Annotated in this window: 10 protein-coding genes; 6 read left to right on the forward strand and 4 right to left on the reverse strand. The window is 73.1% G+C overall.

What is annotated here, in order from left to right; genetic code table 11:
* The first annotated feature begins 15 nt into the window (after positions 1-15).
* Positions 16-2493 (forward strand): DNA helicase PcrA, encoded by a 2478-nt coding sequence (pcrA, locus tag ACWCP6_RS04250; RefSeq protein WP_450930779.1) that lies wholly within the window; start codon positions 16-18, stop codon positions 2491-2493.
* 91 nt (positions 2494-2584) lie between these two features.
* Here pcrA and ACWCP6_RS04255 read toward each other — a convergent pair whose 3' ends face one another.
* Both ACWCP6_RS04255 and ACWCP6_RS04260 read right to left on the reverse strand, forming a co-directional pair.
* Positions 2585-4309 carry a M23 family metallopeptidase gene (locus ACWCP6_RS04255; protein WP_450930780.1) on the reverse strand — a complete coding sequence of 575 codons (1725 nt, stop codon included), beginning with the start codon at positions 4307-4309 and terminating at the stop codon, positions 2585-2587.
* Positions 4310-4404: 95 nt separating this feature from the next.
* Positions 4405-5298, reverse strand: a complete 894-nt coding sequence (locus ACWCP6_RS04260) for an esterase/lipase family protein (RefSeq protein ID WP_450930781.1) — start codon at positions 5296-5298, stop codon at positions 4405-4407.
* 465 nt (positions 5299-5763) lie between these two features.
* Here ACWCP6_RS04260 and ACWCP6_RS04265 point away from each other — a divergent pair, with 465 nt between their 5' ends.
* Positions 5764-6180, forward strand: a complete 417-nt coding sequence (locus ACWCP6_RS04265; protein WP_450930782.1) for a cobalamin B12-binding domain-containing protein — start codon at positions 5764-5766, stop codon at positions 6178-6180.
* A gap of 173 nt (positions 6181-6353) precedes the next feature.
* Here the strand turns inward: ACWCP6_RS04265 and ACWCP6_RS04270 are convergent, their stop codons facing one another.
* Both ACWCP6_RS04270 and ACWCP6_RS04275 read right to left on the reverse strand, forming a co-directional pair.
* Positions 6354-8135 (reverse strand): DUF5691 domain-containing protein, encoded by a 1782-nt coding sequence (locus ACWCP6_RS04270; protein ID WP_450930783.1) that lies wholly within the window; start codon positions 8133-8135, stop codon positions 6354-6356.
* A 95-nt stretch (positions 8136-8230) separates the two neighbouring features.
* Entirely contained in the window at positions 8231-9592 is a 1362-nt protein-coding gene (locus ACWCP6_RS04275; RefSeq protein ID WP_450930784.1) for an SWIM zinc finger family protein, read from the reverse strand.
* Positions 9593-9732: 140 nt separating this feature from the next.
* On the opposite strand from ACWCP6_RS04275, the gene ACWCP6_RS04280 reads away from it, so the two are divergent.
* From ACWCP6_RS04280 to ACWCP6_RS04295, 4 genes are all read left to right on the forward strand, one after another.
* Entirely contained in the window at positions 9733-10890 is a 1158-nt protein-coding gene (locus ACWCP6_RS04280; RefSeq protein ID WP_450931098.1) for an ATP-binding protein, read from the forward strand.
* Positions 10887-13349 carry a DUF5682 family protein gene (locus ACWCP6_RS04285; protein WP_450930785.1) on the forward strand — a complete coding sequence of 821 codons (2463 nt, stop codon included), beginning with the start codon at positions 10887-10889 and terminating at the stop codon, positions 13347-13349. The genes ACWCP6_RS04280 and ACWCP6_RS04285 overlap by 4 nt, the downstream gene beginning before the upstream one ends.
* Entirely contained in the window at positions 13346-14545 is a 1200-nt protein-coding gene (locus ACWCP6_RS04290) for a vWA domain-containing protein (protein WP_450930786.1), read from the forward strand. The genes ACWCP6_RS04285 and ACWCP6_RS04290 overlap by 4 nt, the downstream gene beginning before the upstream one ends.
* A gap of 123 nt (positions 14546-14668) precedes the next feature.
* On the forward strand, positions 14669-15499 hold the full coding sequence (locus ACWCP6_RS04295) for a hypothetical protein (RefSeq protein ID WP_450930787.1): 831 nt from the start codon (positions 14669-14671) through the stop codon (positions 15497-15499).
* The last annotated feature ends 122 nt before the right edge of the window (positions 15500-15621 follow it).

Consider the following 15621-nt stretch of genomic DNA (forward strand, 5'->3'; position numbering starts at 1 on the left):
TAGACTCGGGAGGCGATGAGCAGCCTCTTTGACGACAGCTTCCTGGCGGACCTCCAGCCCGTGCGCCGCGCGGACGAGGAGCCCCCGCCGCCACCCGAGGACGAGGCTCCGGAGGACCTTCCGGATGACCTGTTCGACGGGAGGTTCGACGTGCCTCCGGCCAGGGACGCGTACTACCGCGACGGTGCGCCGCGCCCGCACCTGGACCCGGCCGCGCTGCTCGAGGGGCTGAACGACCAGCAGCGCGCCGCCGTCGTGCACTCCGGCACACCGCTGCTCATCGTGGCCGGCGCCGGCTCCGGCAAGACCCGGGTGCTGACCCACCGCATCGCGCACCTGCTCGCCGAGCGCGATGTGCACCCCGGGCAGATCCTCGCGATCACGTTCACCAACAAGGCCGCGGGCGAGATGAAGGAGCGCGTCGAGCAGCTCGTCGGGCCCCGGGCGAACGCGATGTGGGTGATGACCTTCCACAGCGCGTGCGTCCGCATCCTGCGCCGCGAGTCGAAGAAGCTCGGCTTCACGTCCTCCTTCTCGATCTACGACGCCGCCGACTCCAAGCGCCTCATGGCCCTGGTCTGCCGCGACCTCGACCTGGATCCCAAGCGCTACCCGCCCAAGTCGTTCAGCGCCAAGATCTCCAATCTGAAGAACGAGCTGATCGACGAGGAGGCCTTCGCGGCCCAGGCCGCCGACGGCTTCGAGAAGACCCTCGCCCAGGCGTACGCGCTGTACCAGTCGCGCCTGCGCGAGGCGAACGCACTGGACTTCGACGACCTGATCATGACGACGGTGCACCTGCTCCAGGCGTTCCCGGACGTCGCCGAGCACTACCGCCGCCGCTTCCGGCACGTCCTCGTCGACGAGTACCAGGACACCAACCACGCCCAGTACGCCCTCGTGCGCGAGCTGGTCGGGCCCACGGACGGGGACGGCGAGCCGGCCGAGCTGTGCGTCGTGGGTGACGCCGACCAGTCGATCTACGCATTCCGCGGCGCCACCATCCGCAACATCCTCCAGTTCGAGGAGGACTACTCGGACGCGACGACGATCCTGCTGGAGCAGAACTACCGCTCCACGCAGACCATCCTGAGCGCCGCCAACGCCGTCATCGAGCGGAACGAGAGCCGCCGCCCCAAGAACCTGTGGACGAACGCGGGCGCGGGCGCACAGATCACCGGGTACGTCGCCGACACCGAGCACGACGAGGCGCAGTTCGTCGCCGAGGAGATCGACCGGCTCACGGACGAGGGCGCGGCGAAGGCGGGGGACGTCGCCGTCTTCTACCGCACCAACGCCCAGTCCCGTGTCTTCGAAGAGATCTTCATCCGCGTCGGCCTGCCCTACAAGGTCGTCGGCGGAGTCCGCTTCTACGAGCGCAAGGAGGTCCGGGACGTCCTGGCGTACCTGCGGGTCCTCGCCAACCCGGAGGACTCCGTCCCCCTGCGCCGTATCCTCAACGTCCCCAAGCGCGGTATCGGCGAGCGCGCCGAGGCGATGATCGACGCGCTGGCCTCACGGGAGAAGATCAGCTTCACGCAGGCGCTTCGCCGGGTCGACGAGGCCTACGGCATGGCCGCCCGCTCCACCAACGCCGTCAAGCGGTTCAACACGCTGATGGAGGAACTGCGGACGATCGTCGAGTCGGGCGCGGGCCCGGCGACGGTCCTGGAGGCCGTGCTCGAACGGACCGGCTATCTGGCCGAGTTGCAGGCGTCGACCGACCCGCAGGACGAGACCCGGATCGAGAACCTCCAGGAACTCGCCGCCGTTGCGCTCGAGTTCGAGCAGGAACGGGGCGAGGACACGGCGACAACGGGGGCCGCCGCCACGGGGGCCACGCTCTCCGAGTTCCTGGAGCAGGTCGCGCTCGTCGCCGACTCCGACCAGATCCCCGACGAGGACGAGGAGGGCAGCGGCGTCATCACCCTGATGACCCTGCACACCGCCAAGGGCCTCGAATTCCCGGTCGTCTTCCTGACCGGCATGGAGGACGGCGTCTTCCCGCACATGCGCTCCCTCGGTCAGACGAAGGAGCTGGAGGAGGAGCGCCGTCTCGCGTACGTCGGCATCACCCGCGCGCGGGAGCGGCTCTACCTGACCCGTTCCACCCTGCGCAGCGCCTGGGGCCAGCCCGCGTACAACCCGCCGTCGCGGTTCCTGGAGGAGATCCCCGGCCGGCATCTGGAGTGGAAGCGTACGGGCGGTGCGGCGCCGAAGGCGTCCGGTCCGGCGTCCGGGATCGCGGCCTCGCTCTCCTCGTCGCGCTCGCGCACCGCGGCGTCCGGTGCCTCGGGCTTCGCGACGCGCCGCGCCGGCGAGAAGCCGGTCGTCGCGCTCGCCGTCGGCGACCGGGTCACACACGACCAGTTCGGCCTCGGCACGGTCGTGGGCGTGAAGGGCACGGGGGCGAACGCCGAGGCGACGATCGACTTCGGCGATGCGAAGCCCAAGCGGCTGCTGCTGCGGTACGCGCCGGTGGAGAAGCTCTAGGCGGTCGCGCGCCGCGCGTGCCGCCCGGGACGGGCGAGGGGCGGGGCGGGCGAGGCCGAGGCCGAGGCCGAGGTGAAGGCGGGGCGGTTCTCTACGTCGGGTCCAGGCCGTGGCTGCGGAGCCAGGGCAGCGGGTCTATGGGGGTGCCGCCCCCGGGGCGCACCTCGAAGTGCAGGTGCGGACCCGTGGAGTTGCCGGAGTTTCCGGAGAACGCAATGACGTCGCCCGCCTTCACCGTGGTGCCCGGCGCGAGCTTGTAGTGGGAGAGGTGGCAGTACCACGTCTCCGTACCGTCCTTGGCGGTGACGATCGCCATGTTGCCGTAGGCGCTGTTCCACTTGGTGGTCAGGACGCCGTCGGTCGCCGACATCACCTGCGTCCCGTACGAGACGGGGAAGTCGATGCCGGTGTGCACGGACATCCAGTTGACGCCGGCCTGCCCGAAGTAGGCGCTGAGGCCCTTCTGCGTCACCGGCAGCAGGAACTTGGGGCGCAGCCGTTCCTTGCGCGCGGCCTCTTCCGCGGCCTTCTTCCGGTCGGCCTCCTGGCGCGCCTTGAGGTCGATCCGCTCCTGGGTACGGCTGGCCCGGTCGGCGAAGTCGCCCGCGTCGGCGGAGAGGTTCTCCAGCTGGGTGTCCAACTTGTTGTTGGCGACGGAAGGCTTCACGGCGGTCGGATCGGGGGCCGCCGCGGTGGTCTCCTTGCCGTTGTCGCCGCTCATGCTGCTGACGGAGGCGGCGGCGATTCCGGCGACGCCCATCACGCAGACCGACGGCACTGCGACGGTGAGCAGCGCGGACCGCTTGACGGGGCTGCGGCGGCGGGAGCGCGAACGCGGGGCGGCCGAGCGTCGGGGGCCGGCGTCGGGCCGGTGCTCCTCGACGTCGGGCTCGTATCCGTCGTCGACGGCGTAGTCGTGGGCCTCGAACTCGCCGGACTCGTCCTCGGGAAGCTCCGCCTCCGGGAGTTCGGCCTCACCGAAGCCGTCCATCGCCTCGGAATCGAAGCTCTGGGCCTCGAAGTTCTGGGTCTCGAAGTGCGAGGTCTCGAAGCTCTGAGCTTCGAAGGTCTGCGTCCCGTAGGCCTGGGCGTCGAACGCCTGGGTCTCGAAGGCCCCGGTCTCGAAGGTCTGCGTCTCGAACTGCTGGGCCTCGAAGGTCTGCGTCTCGAGGGAGTGGGCGTCGAGGGTCTGCCACTGGCCCGTGCCGTCCGACTGACCGTACTGGTCCGGCTGGTTCCAGGCGTTTGCGTCCCACTGTCCGGAAACGTCCGGACCTGTGGTCGGCTGTGCCGGAATCTCCGAGAGCGTCTGATAACCGGTGGACGCCCAGGCCCCGGTGGTGTCATAACTGCCGGTGTCGTACGTGCCCGTGGCGTACCCGCCGGAGCCGTACGAATCCGTGACCGGGAAGGAGCCCGTGGAGTAACTGCCGGTGTCGTACGTGCCCGTGGCCATCCCCTGCTGGGGTGCGGCATACGCGTCGTATCCGCCGCCCTGTTCTCCCGGCAGGTCACCGAAGAGCGGGTCGGCGTCGAAGGTGCCGGTGGAGTAGGAGCCGTAGGCGCTCTGACCGTCGTAGCCGTATCCGGTGTAGCCGCCCTGCTGCACGCTCTGCGGGTCGTACGACGCGTAGAGCGGCGAGGCGGAGTCCGGAGACGGGGCCGGGGGAGTCGCTGTCCCCGACGGGTGGCGGTCGTTCACCAACTTCTCTTTCGCCTCGACAGTATGGAGGGGCGGAGCAGTGCGGCGACTGTACCCGGCGGTACGCGGGCGCGACAATCTTCCGTTGGTTTCCCCCTTGCGGGAAACGGGCATTCAGCCGCCTTTCGGCGGACTGCGGGCAGAGTGTTGGCTCTGTGTTCGAGAATCGTTCGAGCGCCGTGGGGGTGCGGCGAGGTCCGGTGGGGCGGTCAGGCCACGGTGAGGCCGTCGGGACGGCCCGTCGGGTGGTCGGTGGCGCGCGTGAGGGGCTCGTCGGAATCGAGGGCCCGGCGTATCCCGGCCGCCACCGCGGGGTGGACGGGCAGGGCGAGATGCCCGATGCCGCTCACGCGAACGTTCTGCACAAGCAGGTCCGGGTGGTCGATGCTCGCCGTCTCCAGCGGGTCCATCAACTGGTCGAGGTCGCTCCAGAAGCTGACGAAACGCGTGCGGCACCCCGGCGCGGGCCTGCGCAGCTCAGTGATCACCGCGGAGTCGGGGCGCATCTGCCGGACGAGCGGGTGGGCGTTCGCGAGCGGTGCGACGCGGGTGCCGCCGTGCGGGGTGCCCAGGGTGACGAGCGTGTGGACGCGTACGTCGCCGCCGAGCCGTTGTACGTAGTAGCGCGCTATCAGACCGCCGAGGCTGTGGCCGACGATGTCGACCTCGCGGTGGCCGGTGCGCTCGCAGATCTCCTCGATGTGCCGGGCGAGCAGCTCGGCGGCCGCCCGGATGTCACAGGTGAGCGGAGAGTAGTTGAGCGACTCCAGCTGGTGCCGGCCGTGCTGGGCGAGGGAGCGGCGCAGCAGTACGAAGACCGAACGGTTGTCGATGAAGCCGTGGAGCAGCACGACGGGAGGCTTCGCCTCGGCCGCCGGGAGCCGGGCCGGAGCGGGTGCGTCCGCCGTGTCCGGAGTGCCGGAGCGGCCGGCGCCGCTGCGGCGCTCCTGGATCACACCCGACGGGTACAGCAGCAGATGCCCGGCGAGGATCGCCAGCTCCAGGGCGGTCGCCTTGAGCAGGGCGATGGACAGCCCCGCCAGCCTGGCGGGCAGAAGGCGCTGACCGAGCGGAAGAAGGGGCACGACCCTGGTGACCTTCACGGCCGACCTCCCGTCGGCACACGGGTGGCGGCTCCGTCCCCCGTATGCCCTCATGAGGAGCCGGCCGGAGGGCGGACCGGCGGTGCACGGACGGCGCACCGGCTATGGCGGTGCGGACGGTCCCAGTGCGGTCGTCGGCACTCCGCGCCACCACACCGCGCGGCTCACGGCGCGGGGGCACGGACCTCTTCGCGGCTCCTCTGCGCCTGTCCCGGGTGCGGCCCGTGTGCCGCCTGGTGCGGGTACAGCGCGCGGCGAACATGTCCCACGTGTGATTTCCCCCTCGCTCTGTGCCGCGAAACTGCCGGGTACGGGATGCTGGCGATAACGTTCGTTCACTTCCCGGACCGTTCGCGCGGCGCGGGACGCCCGCGCGCCGGAGCGCGATCGGTGCAACCGGTGGTGCGGTAATGCTGTGGTGCAGTGGGTACATGCCGAGTGGCATGTCGGTACATGGAGGCAGTGATGGGTGTGGCAGCCGGGCCGATCCGTGTGGTGGTCGCCAAGCCGGGTCTCGACGGCCACGATCGCGGGGCCAAGGTGATCGCGCGGGCGCTGCGTGACGCCGGTATGGAGGTCATCTACACCGGTCTGCACCAGACGCCGGAGCAGGTCGTGGACACCGCGATCCAGGAGGACGCCGACGCGATCGGTCTGTCCATCCTCTCGGGCGCCCACAACACACTGTTCGCACGCGTGATCGAACTTCTGAAGGAGCGGGACGCCGAGGACATCCTCGTCTTCGGCGGCGGCATCATCCCCGAGGCGGACATCCCCCCGCTGAAGGAGAAGGGCGTCGCCGAGATCTTCACCCCGGGCGCCACGACGACGTCGATCGTGGACTGGGTCCGCGCGAACGTGCGGCAGCCCGCGGGGGCCTGAGCACCAGGCTCGGCGCGGTCGCGCCGGGCCGAACCCACCCCCCTCGCGGGTGCGCCGGAGTGGGTGTTTCCTCCTGTCCGGCCGCGCTCGCCGGGGCGACCGGGGCGGGGCGCCCACCTGCCTCGGCGCGGGCGAGCACGGCGCAGGGGCCGCCCGGCCGCGCGGAGAAGCCGTCAGGGCTCCAGCTCCGCCAGCATGGCCGCCCGCAGACGCAGGGTGCTGACGAGACGCTGGAAGGCCTCGGCCCAGTAACCCCCGGCGCCGGGTGACGCGTCCTCGGGCTCGTCCGGCACAGCCGTGAGCGCCTCCAGCCGCCCGGCCTCCCCCGGATCGAGGCACCGCTCGGCAAGTCCCATCACCCCGCTGAAGCTCCACGGGTAGCTGCCCGCGTCCCGGGCGATGTTCAACGCGTCCACGACGGCGCGGCCCAGGGGCTCGGCCCAGGGCACCGTGCACATGCCGAGCAGCTGGAACGCCTCCGACAGACCGTGCGCCGCGATGAAGCCCGCGACCCACTCGGCCCGCTCGCCGTCCGGCAGTGTCCCGAGCAGCTTCGCCCGCTCGGCCAGCGACACCGCGCCGGGCCCGGCGGCGGCCGGTGAAGACGGCGCGCCCAGCAACGCACGCGACCAGGTGGCGTCGCCCTGCCGGACCGCCGCGCGGCACCACGCCGCGTGCAGTTCGCCGCGCCAGTCGTCGGCGACGGGCAGCGCCACGATCTCATCGGGGCCGCGGCCGCCCAGCCGTCCGGTCCAGCAGGAGAGCGGTGCCGCCTCCACCAACTGGCCCAGCCACCACGACCGTTCACCCCGTCCGGTCGGGGGCTTCGGTACCACTCCGTCGCGTTCCATCCCGGCATCGCACTCGTGGGGTGCCTCGACGACGATCGCCGGGGTGTCCTGCGTACGGTCCAGGGTCACGCAGCTGACCGCCCGGCGTGCCATGCGCGCGGCCAGCGCCGAGCCCGGCAGCGACGACAGCAGCTCGGCCGCCGTCGCGCGCACGTTCCGGCTGCGGTCCGACAGGGCCTGTTCCAGGAACGGCTCGTCGGCGTCGCCCAGTCCGGTCCGCAGCGAGTCGAGGAACATCAGCCGGTCCTCGGCCCGCTCCGTGGACCAGGTGCCGGCGAGGAGCGCGCGGGCGGCGTCCGGGTCGTGGGCGCGGACGGTGCCCAGGAGGGCCACCCGCTCGGCGAACAGGCCCTCCTGCCAGAGGCGGGCCGCATCGGCGTCCCGCCCGGGTCCGGGCAGCGCGGCCCCGCCGCCGGGGGCGGCCCGGAGCGCGAACTTCCACTCCGGGTTGAGCCGCGCCAGCCACAGCGCGCGCGGTCCCGCGAAGGAGAGCACCTGCGGTCGCAGATCGGTCCGTCCGCGGGCCGTGTCCAGCAGGGCGGGCAGCAGCTCCGGGGGCGGGGCGAACCCCCGGTCGTTCGCCGCGGCCAGCCACTGCGGCAGCAGTTCCGTCAGATCCGGTGCGACGCCCCGACGGCTGCCGCCGTTCCCGCTCCAGGCCCGGTCGGCGAGCAGCAGCGCCAGCCGCCGGGCGGCAGGCTTCGGCAACGGCCTGCGCCTCTCCGAGGGGGCGGGCGGGAGCGACGCCGTGACGGTGCCAGGCCGCAGACCCGCCCGCCGGCGTACGGTCCCGACCGCCGCAGCGTCCAGCAGCGCCCCCGGGCCGTGCCCGCCGCCGTCGCCCACCCGCCGCCGATCGGTCCCCAGCAGGGCCGCGGTGACCAGTTCCTCCCAGGGAAGGGCGAGGTGCCGCGCGTGCGTGGGTGCCGCCTTCGCAGGGTCCCCGGGCGCGTCCTCGATTCCGGTCATCGCGCTGGTCCAGGGGCTGGAGTTGCCGTTGTTCCCGGTGTTTCCGGCGCTTGCCGTGCTTCCTGCGGTCACTGTCCTCGGTGTCCGTGCCGTCCTCGTGAATCCGCTGCCGGCCACTGCCGTCACCATGCTCATGTCTCCGTCCTCGTCGATCACGTGCTCGGTTCGATCGCGTGCTCCGTGTACCGCCCACGCCGGGGTGCGTTGCGCGCACCGGGCAGGTCAGGGCCTCAGCACAGGGCCACCGCGTCCCCCTCCTTCTCGGGCCAGGCCATGAGCGGGGTGAAGCCCCGGTGGCCGTGCTCGCCGAATACGGTGAGCGGGGCGCCGCCGGACAGGGCCGTCAGGCGCCACAGGCCGGGGCCGGCCTGGGCCGCCGGGGTCAACGGGAGCGCCAGGCCGCTGTCCGCGTCCGACAGATGCCAGGCGTCGTCGTGCGGGGCCGGAACGACGCGGTGCAGCGTCACCGGAACCGCGTCCAGCCACGGGTCGTCGCAGAGCGCGGCTCCATAGCGGGCCGCCGCCTCGTCGGGACGCTCGCCGGGCGGCCGTATCCCGGTGGCTGCCGGGGCCGCGAACTGTTCGCCCAGGTCGGCCCGGAGCTGCCCGGCACCCGGGTGCGGGGTGAGCTCCGCGTCCAGGACCAGGCCCACCGGCAGGGCCAGGGCGGGGGCGCGGCCCGCGGCGCCGAAGGACAGCACCAGGTGCGTGCGGCCCGACTCCGTACCGTGGAGCCAGATCCGGCGCGTCGTGAGATGGCCGTCCGCGGTGTCGTACTGGGCGAGGACCAGCCAGCGGTCGCGCAGCGGCGGACCGTCGGCGGGCAGGGGCATGCCGATCCTGGAACGCACCGTGGCGGCCAGGCCGGCCGGCAGCGCGTCCCGTCGCAGCCAGCCCCGGTCGAGGAGATGGAGCAGCGCGCACTCCTCCAGCAGACGGGCGGGCCAGCCAGACCCCGAAGCGGGTATCGCCCCCAATTCCCGCACCCGTGCGGCCAGTCCCGGCGCCTGCGCGTCGACCATGCGGGCCGCCGTCTCCTCCCACAGCCCGTAACCCGCCCGGTCGGCGGAGGCCAGACCGCCGCGCAGCAGATCGGCGAGCCGCTGCTCCAGTTCCGTCGCCCCCGCCGTGATCCGCTCGGCCCGCTTCTCCGCACGGCGCCGCGCCGCTTCGGGGTCGGCGGGGCCGCCGGACGCGGCGCCGCCGCCCGGCCGCTTCTGCGCCGCCCGCGTCCTGCGGCCGGCGAGCCACTGCTCCGCCCAGTCCGGCGGGACGCCCCCGTCCGGCACCGTGCCGTCGCCGCCCGACCAGAGCAGCAGCAGTCCGAGCGCGTGCTTGCACGGGAACTTGCGGCTCGGACAACTGCACTTGTACGCCGGGCCCGCGGAACCCGCGAGGTCCACCACCGTCCGGTACGGCTTGCTTCCGCTGCCCTTGCACAGCCCCCACACCGCCGTGCCGCCGTCGCCCGAGCTGCCCGCGTCCGACCACGGTCCGGCCACGCCGAGTTTGCTTCCCGCCTTGCGTGACGGTGCGTCAGGAGCCAGTGCCAGCACCTGATCCGCCGTCCAGCGCACCCCCTGCTGAGTCATGTCGTCGACCGTAGGCGGCCCCACTGACAACCGGCCGCCCGGCGGGTGTTCGTGCAGGTCGGAGCCGATTGTCAGTGGGGTGGTGCACGGTGGGACACATCCGAGCAGCAGCCGAGCTGGAGGGGGACCGCTCCATGTCCATGCCCATGTCCGCGTCCACGTCCGCACCCGTTCCCGGGGCCGGGACGACCACCGCACCGGTCGCGGAGAGTGAGGACGTGCAGGCGCTGCGGCCGCATGCCGAGGACGCGTTCGCCGCCGAACTCGCCGCGCTGGCCGCCCAGGACGACCGGCCGCGTCCGGCCCGCTGGCGGCTCTCGCCCTGGGCCGTCGCGCTCTATCTCCTCGGCGGCACGCTGCCCGACGGGACGGTGATCACTCCGAAGTACGTGGGGCCCCGCCGCATCGTCGAGGTCGCCGTCACCACCCTGGCCACCGACCGGGCGCTGCTCCTGCTCGGTGTCCCCGGAACCGCGAAGACCTGGGTGTCCGAGCATCTGGCCGCCGCCGTCAGCGGCGACTCGACGCTGCTGGTGCAGGGCACGGCGGGTACACCGGAGGAGGCGATCCGGTACGGCTGGAACTATGCGCGGCTGCTCGCGCACGGCCCCAGCCGTGATGCCCTCGTGCCGAGCCCCGTGATGCGGGCCATGGCGGAGGGCATGACGGCACGCGTCGAGGAGCTGACCCGCATCCCGGCGGACGTGCAGGACACCCTGATCACGATCCTGTCCGAGAAGACGCTGCCCATACCGGAGTTGGGGCAGGAGGTGCAGGCCGTCCGCGGGTTCAACCTCATCGCCACGGCCAACGACCGCGACCGCGGGGTCAACGACCTGTCCAGCGCGCTGCGCCGCCGCTTCAACACGGTGGTGCTGCCGCTGCCGGAGAGCGCCGAGGCCGAGGTCGACATCGTCGCCCGCCGCGTCGACCAGATCGGCCGCTCACTGGATCTGCCGGGCGCGCCCGACGGCATCGACGAGATCCGCCGGGTCGTCACCGTCTTCCGCGAACTGCGCGACGGAGTCACCGCGGACGGGCGTACGAAGCTGAAGTCCCCGAGCGGCACGCTCTCCACGGCCGAGGCGATCTCCGTGGTGACCAACGGGCTCGCCCTCGCCGCCCACTTCGGCGACGGCGTGCTGCGGTCCGGCGACGTCGCCGCGGGCATCCTCGGCGCCGTCGTCCGCGATCCCGCGGCCGACCGGGTCATCTGGCAGGAGTACCTCGAAGCGGTGGTCCGCGAGCGCGACGGGTGGAAGGACTTCTACCGCGCCTGCCGCGAGGTGAGCGCATGAGCGTGACGGGAGGGCCGCGGGGGCCTTGGCTCCTCGGGGTGCGGCACCACGGGCCCGGCTCCGCCCGGGCGGTGCGCGCCGCGCTGGAGACGGCCGGGCCGGAAGTGGTGCTGATCGAAGGGCCGCCGGAGGCGGACGCGCTCGTGCCGCTCGCGGCGGACGCGGGGATGCGGCCGCCTGTGGCGCTGCTGGCGCATGTCGTCGGTGAGCCCGGTCGTTCTGCGTTCTGGCCGTTCGCCGAGTTCTCGCCGGAGTGGGTGGCGATGCGCTGGGCGCTGGAGCATGACGTTCCGGTCCGCTTCATCGATCTGCCGGCGGCGCACACGCTGGCGTGGCACCGAGCGGGCCCGGAGGAGGACCTCACTCCGAACGAGGGCGACGGCGAGGACGGAAGCGGGGGCGACGGCCCGGAGGGGCGTGGGGACGCCGGAGCGGGCGGCGGCGCAGGCGGGCCCGGGGCGGATGGCACGGGCGACCCCCAGGGTGGGGGCCGGGCGCCGGGCACGGACGGGGGTGCGGCCGTGCGGGTCGACCCGCTGGCCGTGCTCGCCGAAGCGGGGGGATACGACGATCCCGAGCGCTGGTGGGAGGACGTCGTCGAGCACCGGGGCGCGGCGGGCGACGTGTTCGCACCGTTCGAGGTGCTCGGCGACGCCATGGGTGCGCTGCGCGAGGAGCACGGGGCGGGCGGCCACGATCGCGACCCGGTGCGGGAGGCGTACATGCGGCTCCAAGTGCGCGCGGCCGTGAAGGAGTTCGGCGACGCCGTGGCCGTGGTGTGCGGGGCCTGGCACGTACCGGCGCTGCGACGGCGCAGCACGGTCGGCGCCGACCGGGCGATGCTCAAGGGGCTCCCCAAGGTGAAGGCGGAGCTGACCTGGGTGCCGTGGACGCACCGCAGGCTCTCCCGGGCCGGCGGCTACGGCGCGGGCATCGACTCGCCGGGGTGGTACGGGCATCTGTTCCGCTCGCCCGACCGGCCCGTCGAGCGGTGGATGACCAAGGTCGCGCGGATGTTCCGGGACGAGGACCGGGCCGTGTCGTCGGCGCACGTCATCGAGGCGGTGCGGCTCGCGGAGACGCTCGCCGTGATGCGCGGACGGCCCCTGCCCGGCCTCTCCGAGACGACCGACGCGATACGGGCCGTCATGTGCGAGGGCTCCGACGTGCCGCTCGCCCTCGTCCGCGACAGGCTCGTCGTCGGGGACGTACTGGGGGAGGTGCCCGGCACGGCGCCCGCGGTGCCGTTGCAGCGGGACCTCGCCCGGCTGCAGCGGACGCTGCGGCTGAAGCCGGAGGCGCAGGAGCGGGAGCTGGAGCTCGATCTGCGCAAGGAGACCGATGCCGCGCGGAGCGTGCTGCTGCACCGGCTCCGGCTGCTCGGCGTCGACTGGGGCGAGCCTGCGCGGCCCTCGCGCGGCAGCACCGGGACGTTCCGGGAGACCTGGCGGTTGTGCTGGGAGCCCGAACTGGCCGTGCGGGTCGCGGAGGCCGGGGTGTGGGGGACCACGGTGCACGCGGCGGCCACCGCCAGGGCGGAGGCGGACGCGCTCGGGGCGACCGCGCTCGCCGACGTCACGGCCCTCGCCGAGCGGTGCCTGCTCGGAGCGCTGGCGGAGGCGCTGCCGACAGTGATGCGGGTACTCGCCGAGCGGGCGGCGCTCGACGCCGACGTGGGTCATCTCGCCCGGGCGCTGCCCGCGCTGGTGCGGTCGCTCCGGTACGGCGACGTCCGGGGCACCGACACCGGGGCGCTCACGGAGGTCGCCGCCGGGCTGGCCGAGCGGATCTTCGTCGGGCTGCCGCCCGCCTGTGTGTCGCTCGACGCCGACGCGGCGGACGAGATGCGGCGTCATGTCGACGCGGTGCACGGGGCGATCGCCCTGCTGAGCGAATCGATGTCCGCATCCGGGGTGCAGGGGCGGTGGACGGCCGTGCTGGGTCTGCTGGCCCGGCGCGAGAGCGTGCCCGGTTCGGTGCGTGGGCGCAGCGCGCGGATCCTGCTGGACGAGGGGGAGCTGGGGGAGGAGGAGGCCGCGCGGGTCATGGGGCTCGCGCTGTCGGCGGGGTCCGAGCCGGCCGACGCGGCCGCGTGGATCGACGGGTTCGTGGGCGGGGGCTCCGGAGGGCTGCTGCTCGTGCACGACGAGCGCCTGCTGGGGCTGGTGGACGGGTGGCTCGGCGGAGTGCCGGAGGACGCGTTCGTCGACGTACTGCCGCTGCTGCGGCGCACGTTCTCGGCGTACGAACCGGGGGTGCGGCGGACCCTGGGAGAGCTCGTGCGCAGGGGACCGGCCGGGCCGGTGGCGTCCGCCGGGGCGGGCGGGCCGGTGCCGGGGTTCGCTCCGGACCTCGATCCCGGGCGGGCGGACGCGGTGCTTCCCGTGCTGTCGCTGCTGCTCGGTCTCGAACCGGTACCCGGAGTTCGGCACGACCGCTCAAGGGAGGCGACGGTATGACCACGGGCAGGTACACGCCAGGTTTGGACACGGCGGACACGGACGCGGCGGGCGACGCGCGGTTGCGGCGGTGGCGGCTGGTGCTCGGCGGGGACGCGGCCGACGGCACCGGGCATGCGCTCGCCGGGCGGGATGCGGCCATGGACAGCGCGCTCACGGCGCTCTACGGGGGCGGCGGCAAGGGGAGCACGGGGCGGCGGTCCGCGGGGCTGGGAGCCTCGGCGCCGTCCGTGGCGCGGTGGCTCGGGGACATCCGCACCTACTTCCCGGCGTCCGTCGTACAGGTGATGCAGCGGGACGCGATCGAACGGCTCGGCCTTTCGTCGCTGTTGCTCGAACCGGAGATGCTGGAGGCCGTCGAGGCGGACGTGCATCTGGTGGGCACCCTGCTCTCGCTCAACAAGGCGATGCCGGAGACGACCAAGGAGACCGCTCGTGCGGTCGTGCGCAAAGTCGTCGAGGATCTGGAGAAGCGGCTCGCCACCCGGACCCGGGCCACGCTCACCGGCGCCCTCGACCGCAGTGCCCGCGTCAGCCGGCCCCGCCACCACGACATCGACTGGAACCGCACGATCGCGGCCAATCTGAAGCACTATCTGCCCGAGTACCGGACCGTGGTCCCGGAGCGGCTCATCGGGTACGGGCGGGCGTCACAGTCCGTCAAGAAGGACATCATCCTCTGCATCGACCAGTCCGGTTCGATGGCGGCGTCGGTCGTCTACGCCTCGGTGTTCGGTGCGGTCCTCGCGTCCATGCGGTCCATCGCGACCCGCCTGGTCGTCTTCGACACGGCCGTCGTCGACCTGACCGACCAGCTGGACGACCCGGTGGATGTGCTGTTCGGCACACAACTCGGCGGCGGGACGGACATCAACAGGGCGCTCGCCTACTGCCAGTCGCAGATCACCCGGCCCGCCGACACGGTCGTCGTGCTCATCTCCGACCTCTACGAGGGGGGCATACGCAACGAGATGCTGAAGCGGGTCGCGGCGATGAAGGCCTCCGGTGTGCAGGTCATCGCGTTGCTCGCGCTCTCCGACGAAGGGGCGCCTGCGTACGACCGTGAGCACGCGGCGGCGCTCACGGCGCTGGGCGCACCGGCGTTCGCCTGTACGCCCGACCTGTTCCCGGAGGTGATGGCGGCGGCGATCGAAAAACGCCCTCTTCCCATACCGGACATGACTACCCATCGGTAGCAACGGTCAGGGGGGCTTGCGCAACCTCGGGAGTCCCGTGCAAGGATCGACGCGTCGTCAACGGAACGCTGAGTTCCGTTCGTCGTTCCGCTCGCCCCTCGCACGGGAGGACCCTCCCCGATCTTGACCTCTCCAGCAGCACTCCCGAGTGCCGCCCTGCGCATCGCGCGCACGGCGGCCGGTAGGCGTGTGCTTCAGGTGGCGCTGCTGCTCGGAGGGTTGTTCGTGCTGGGGTTCCTCTGCGGGGAGCAGGCCCACGCGGCGGAGCGCGTCGCCGGACCCGCGCCGGTCGAACGGACCGTCGCGACAGCGGACCCCGTCGACTCCGGACGCGTGGCCGGGCCGGCCGTCCGGCATGTCCGGCACGTCGTGGGAACGGCCGGCCGGTACGTCGAACGTCCCGGGGCCGAGCACTCCGTGGAACCGGTCGTCCGTCCTGCAGGGAAGCTGCTCGGCACGATCCATGACGGACTCGCCGAGCCTCCGCGGCACGGACTGCCCGGCCTTCCCGGGCTGCCCGCGCCCCAGTTGCCCGGCGGCCCCGCAGCGGTTCAGCCGTCCGCGCCGTCGCACGGCGGATCCGCGGACCGGCCGGCCGGTGCCGGCGCGCACCGGATCACCGAGGGAACCGCACGCCCCGCGCACCGCGCCGCCCACGAGCCGGTGAGCTCGGCTCTGCCGGGCGGGTTCCAGGGGCACGTCGCCCCGATCGACCGGCATACGGCCGTCCACGCCGACACAGGCCGTGCGCCGCTGCCGATGGGCGGGGGCGTGCCGGGCGGTGCGCTCGGCAGCCAGGCGGCGGTCGACACGGGGGCGCCGCGGCACGGCGATCTCCATGCGGTCACGTTCGGCGCGCATGCCCCCTTCCGGCCCGTGCCCGGCGGTACGGCCGCGAGCGTCGTGGGGCCGACCCGCGACAGGTACCGGGACATCCCCGAATTCCCCGGCTAGGACAGCCCCTTCCCCGCGCCTGAAGACCTGCCGCGCGGGGGCGGGACAGGTCTGCCCGCCGTCCGGACACCCTCCGACATCAGGCATCCGGACGGAAGCCGCCGGTCAGGTACCTCCACCGA

The organism is Streptomyces sp. NPDC002004 (assembly GCF_053593975.1).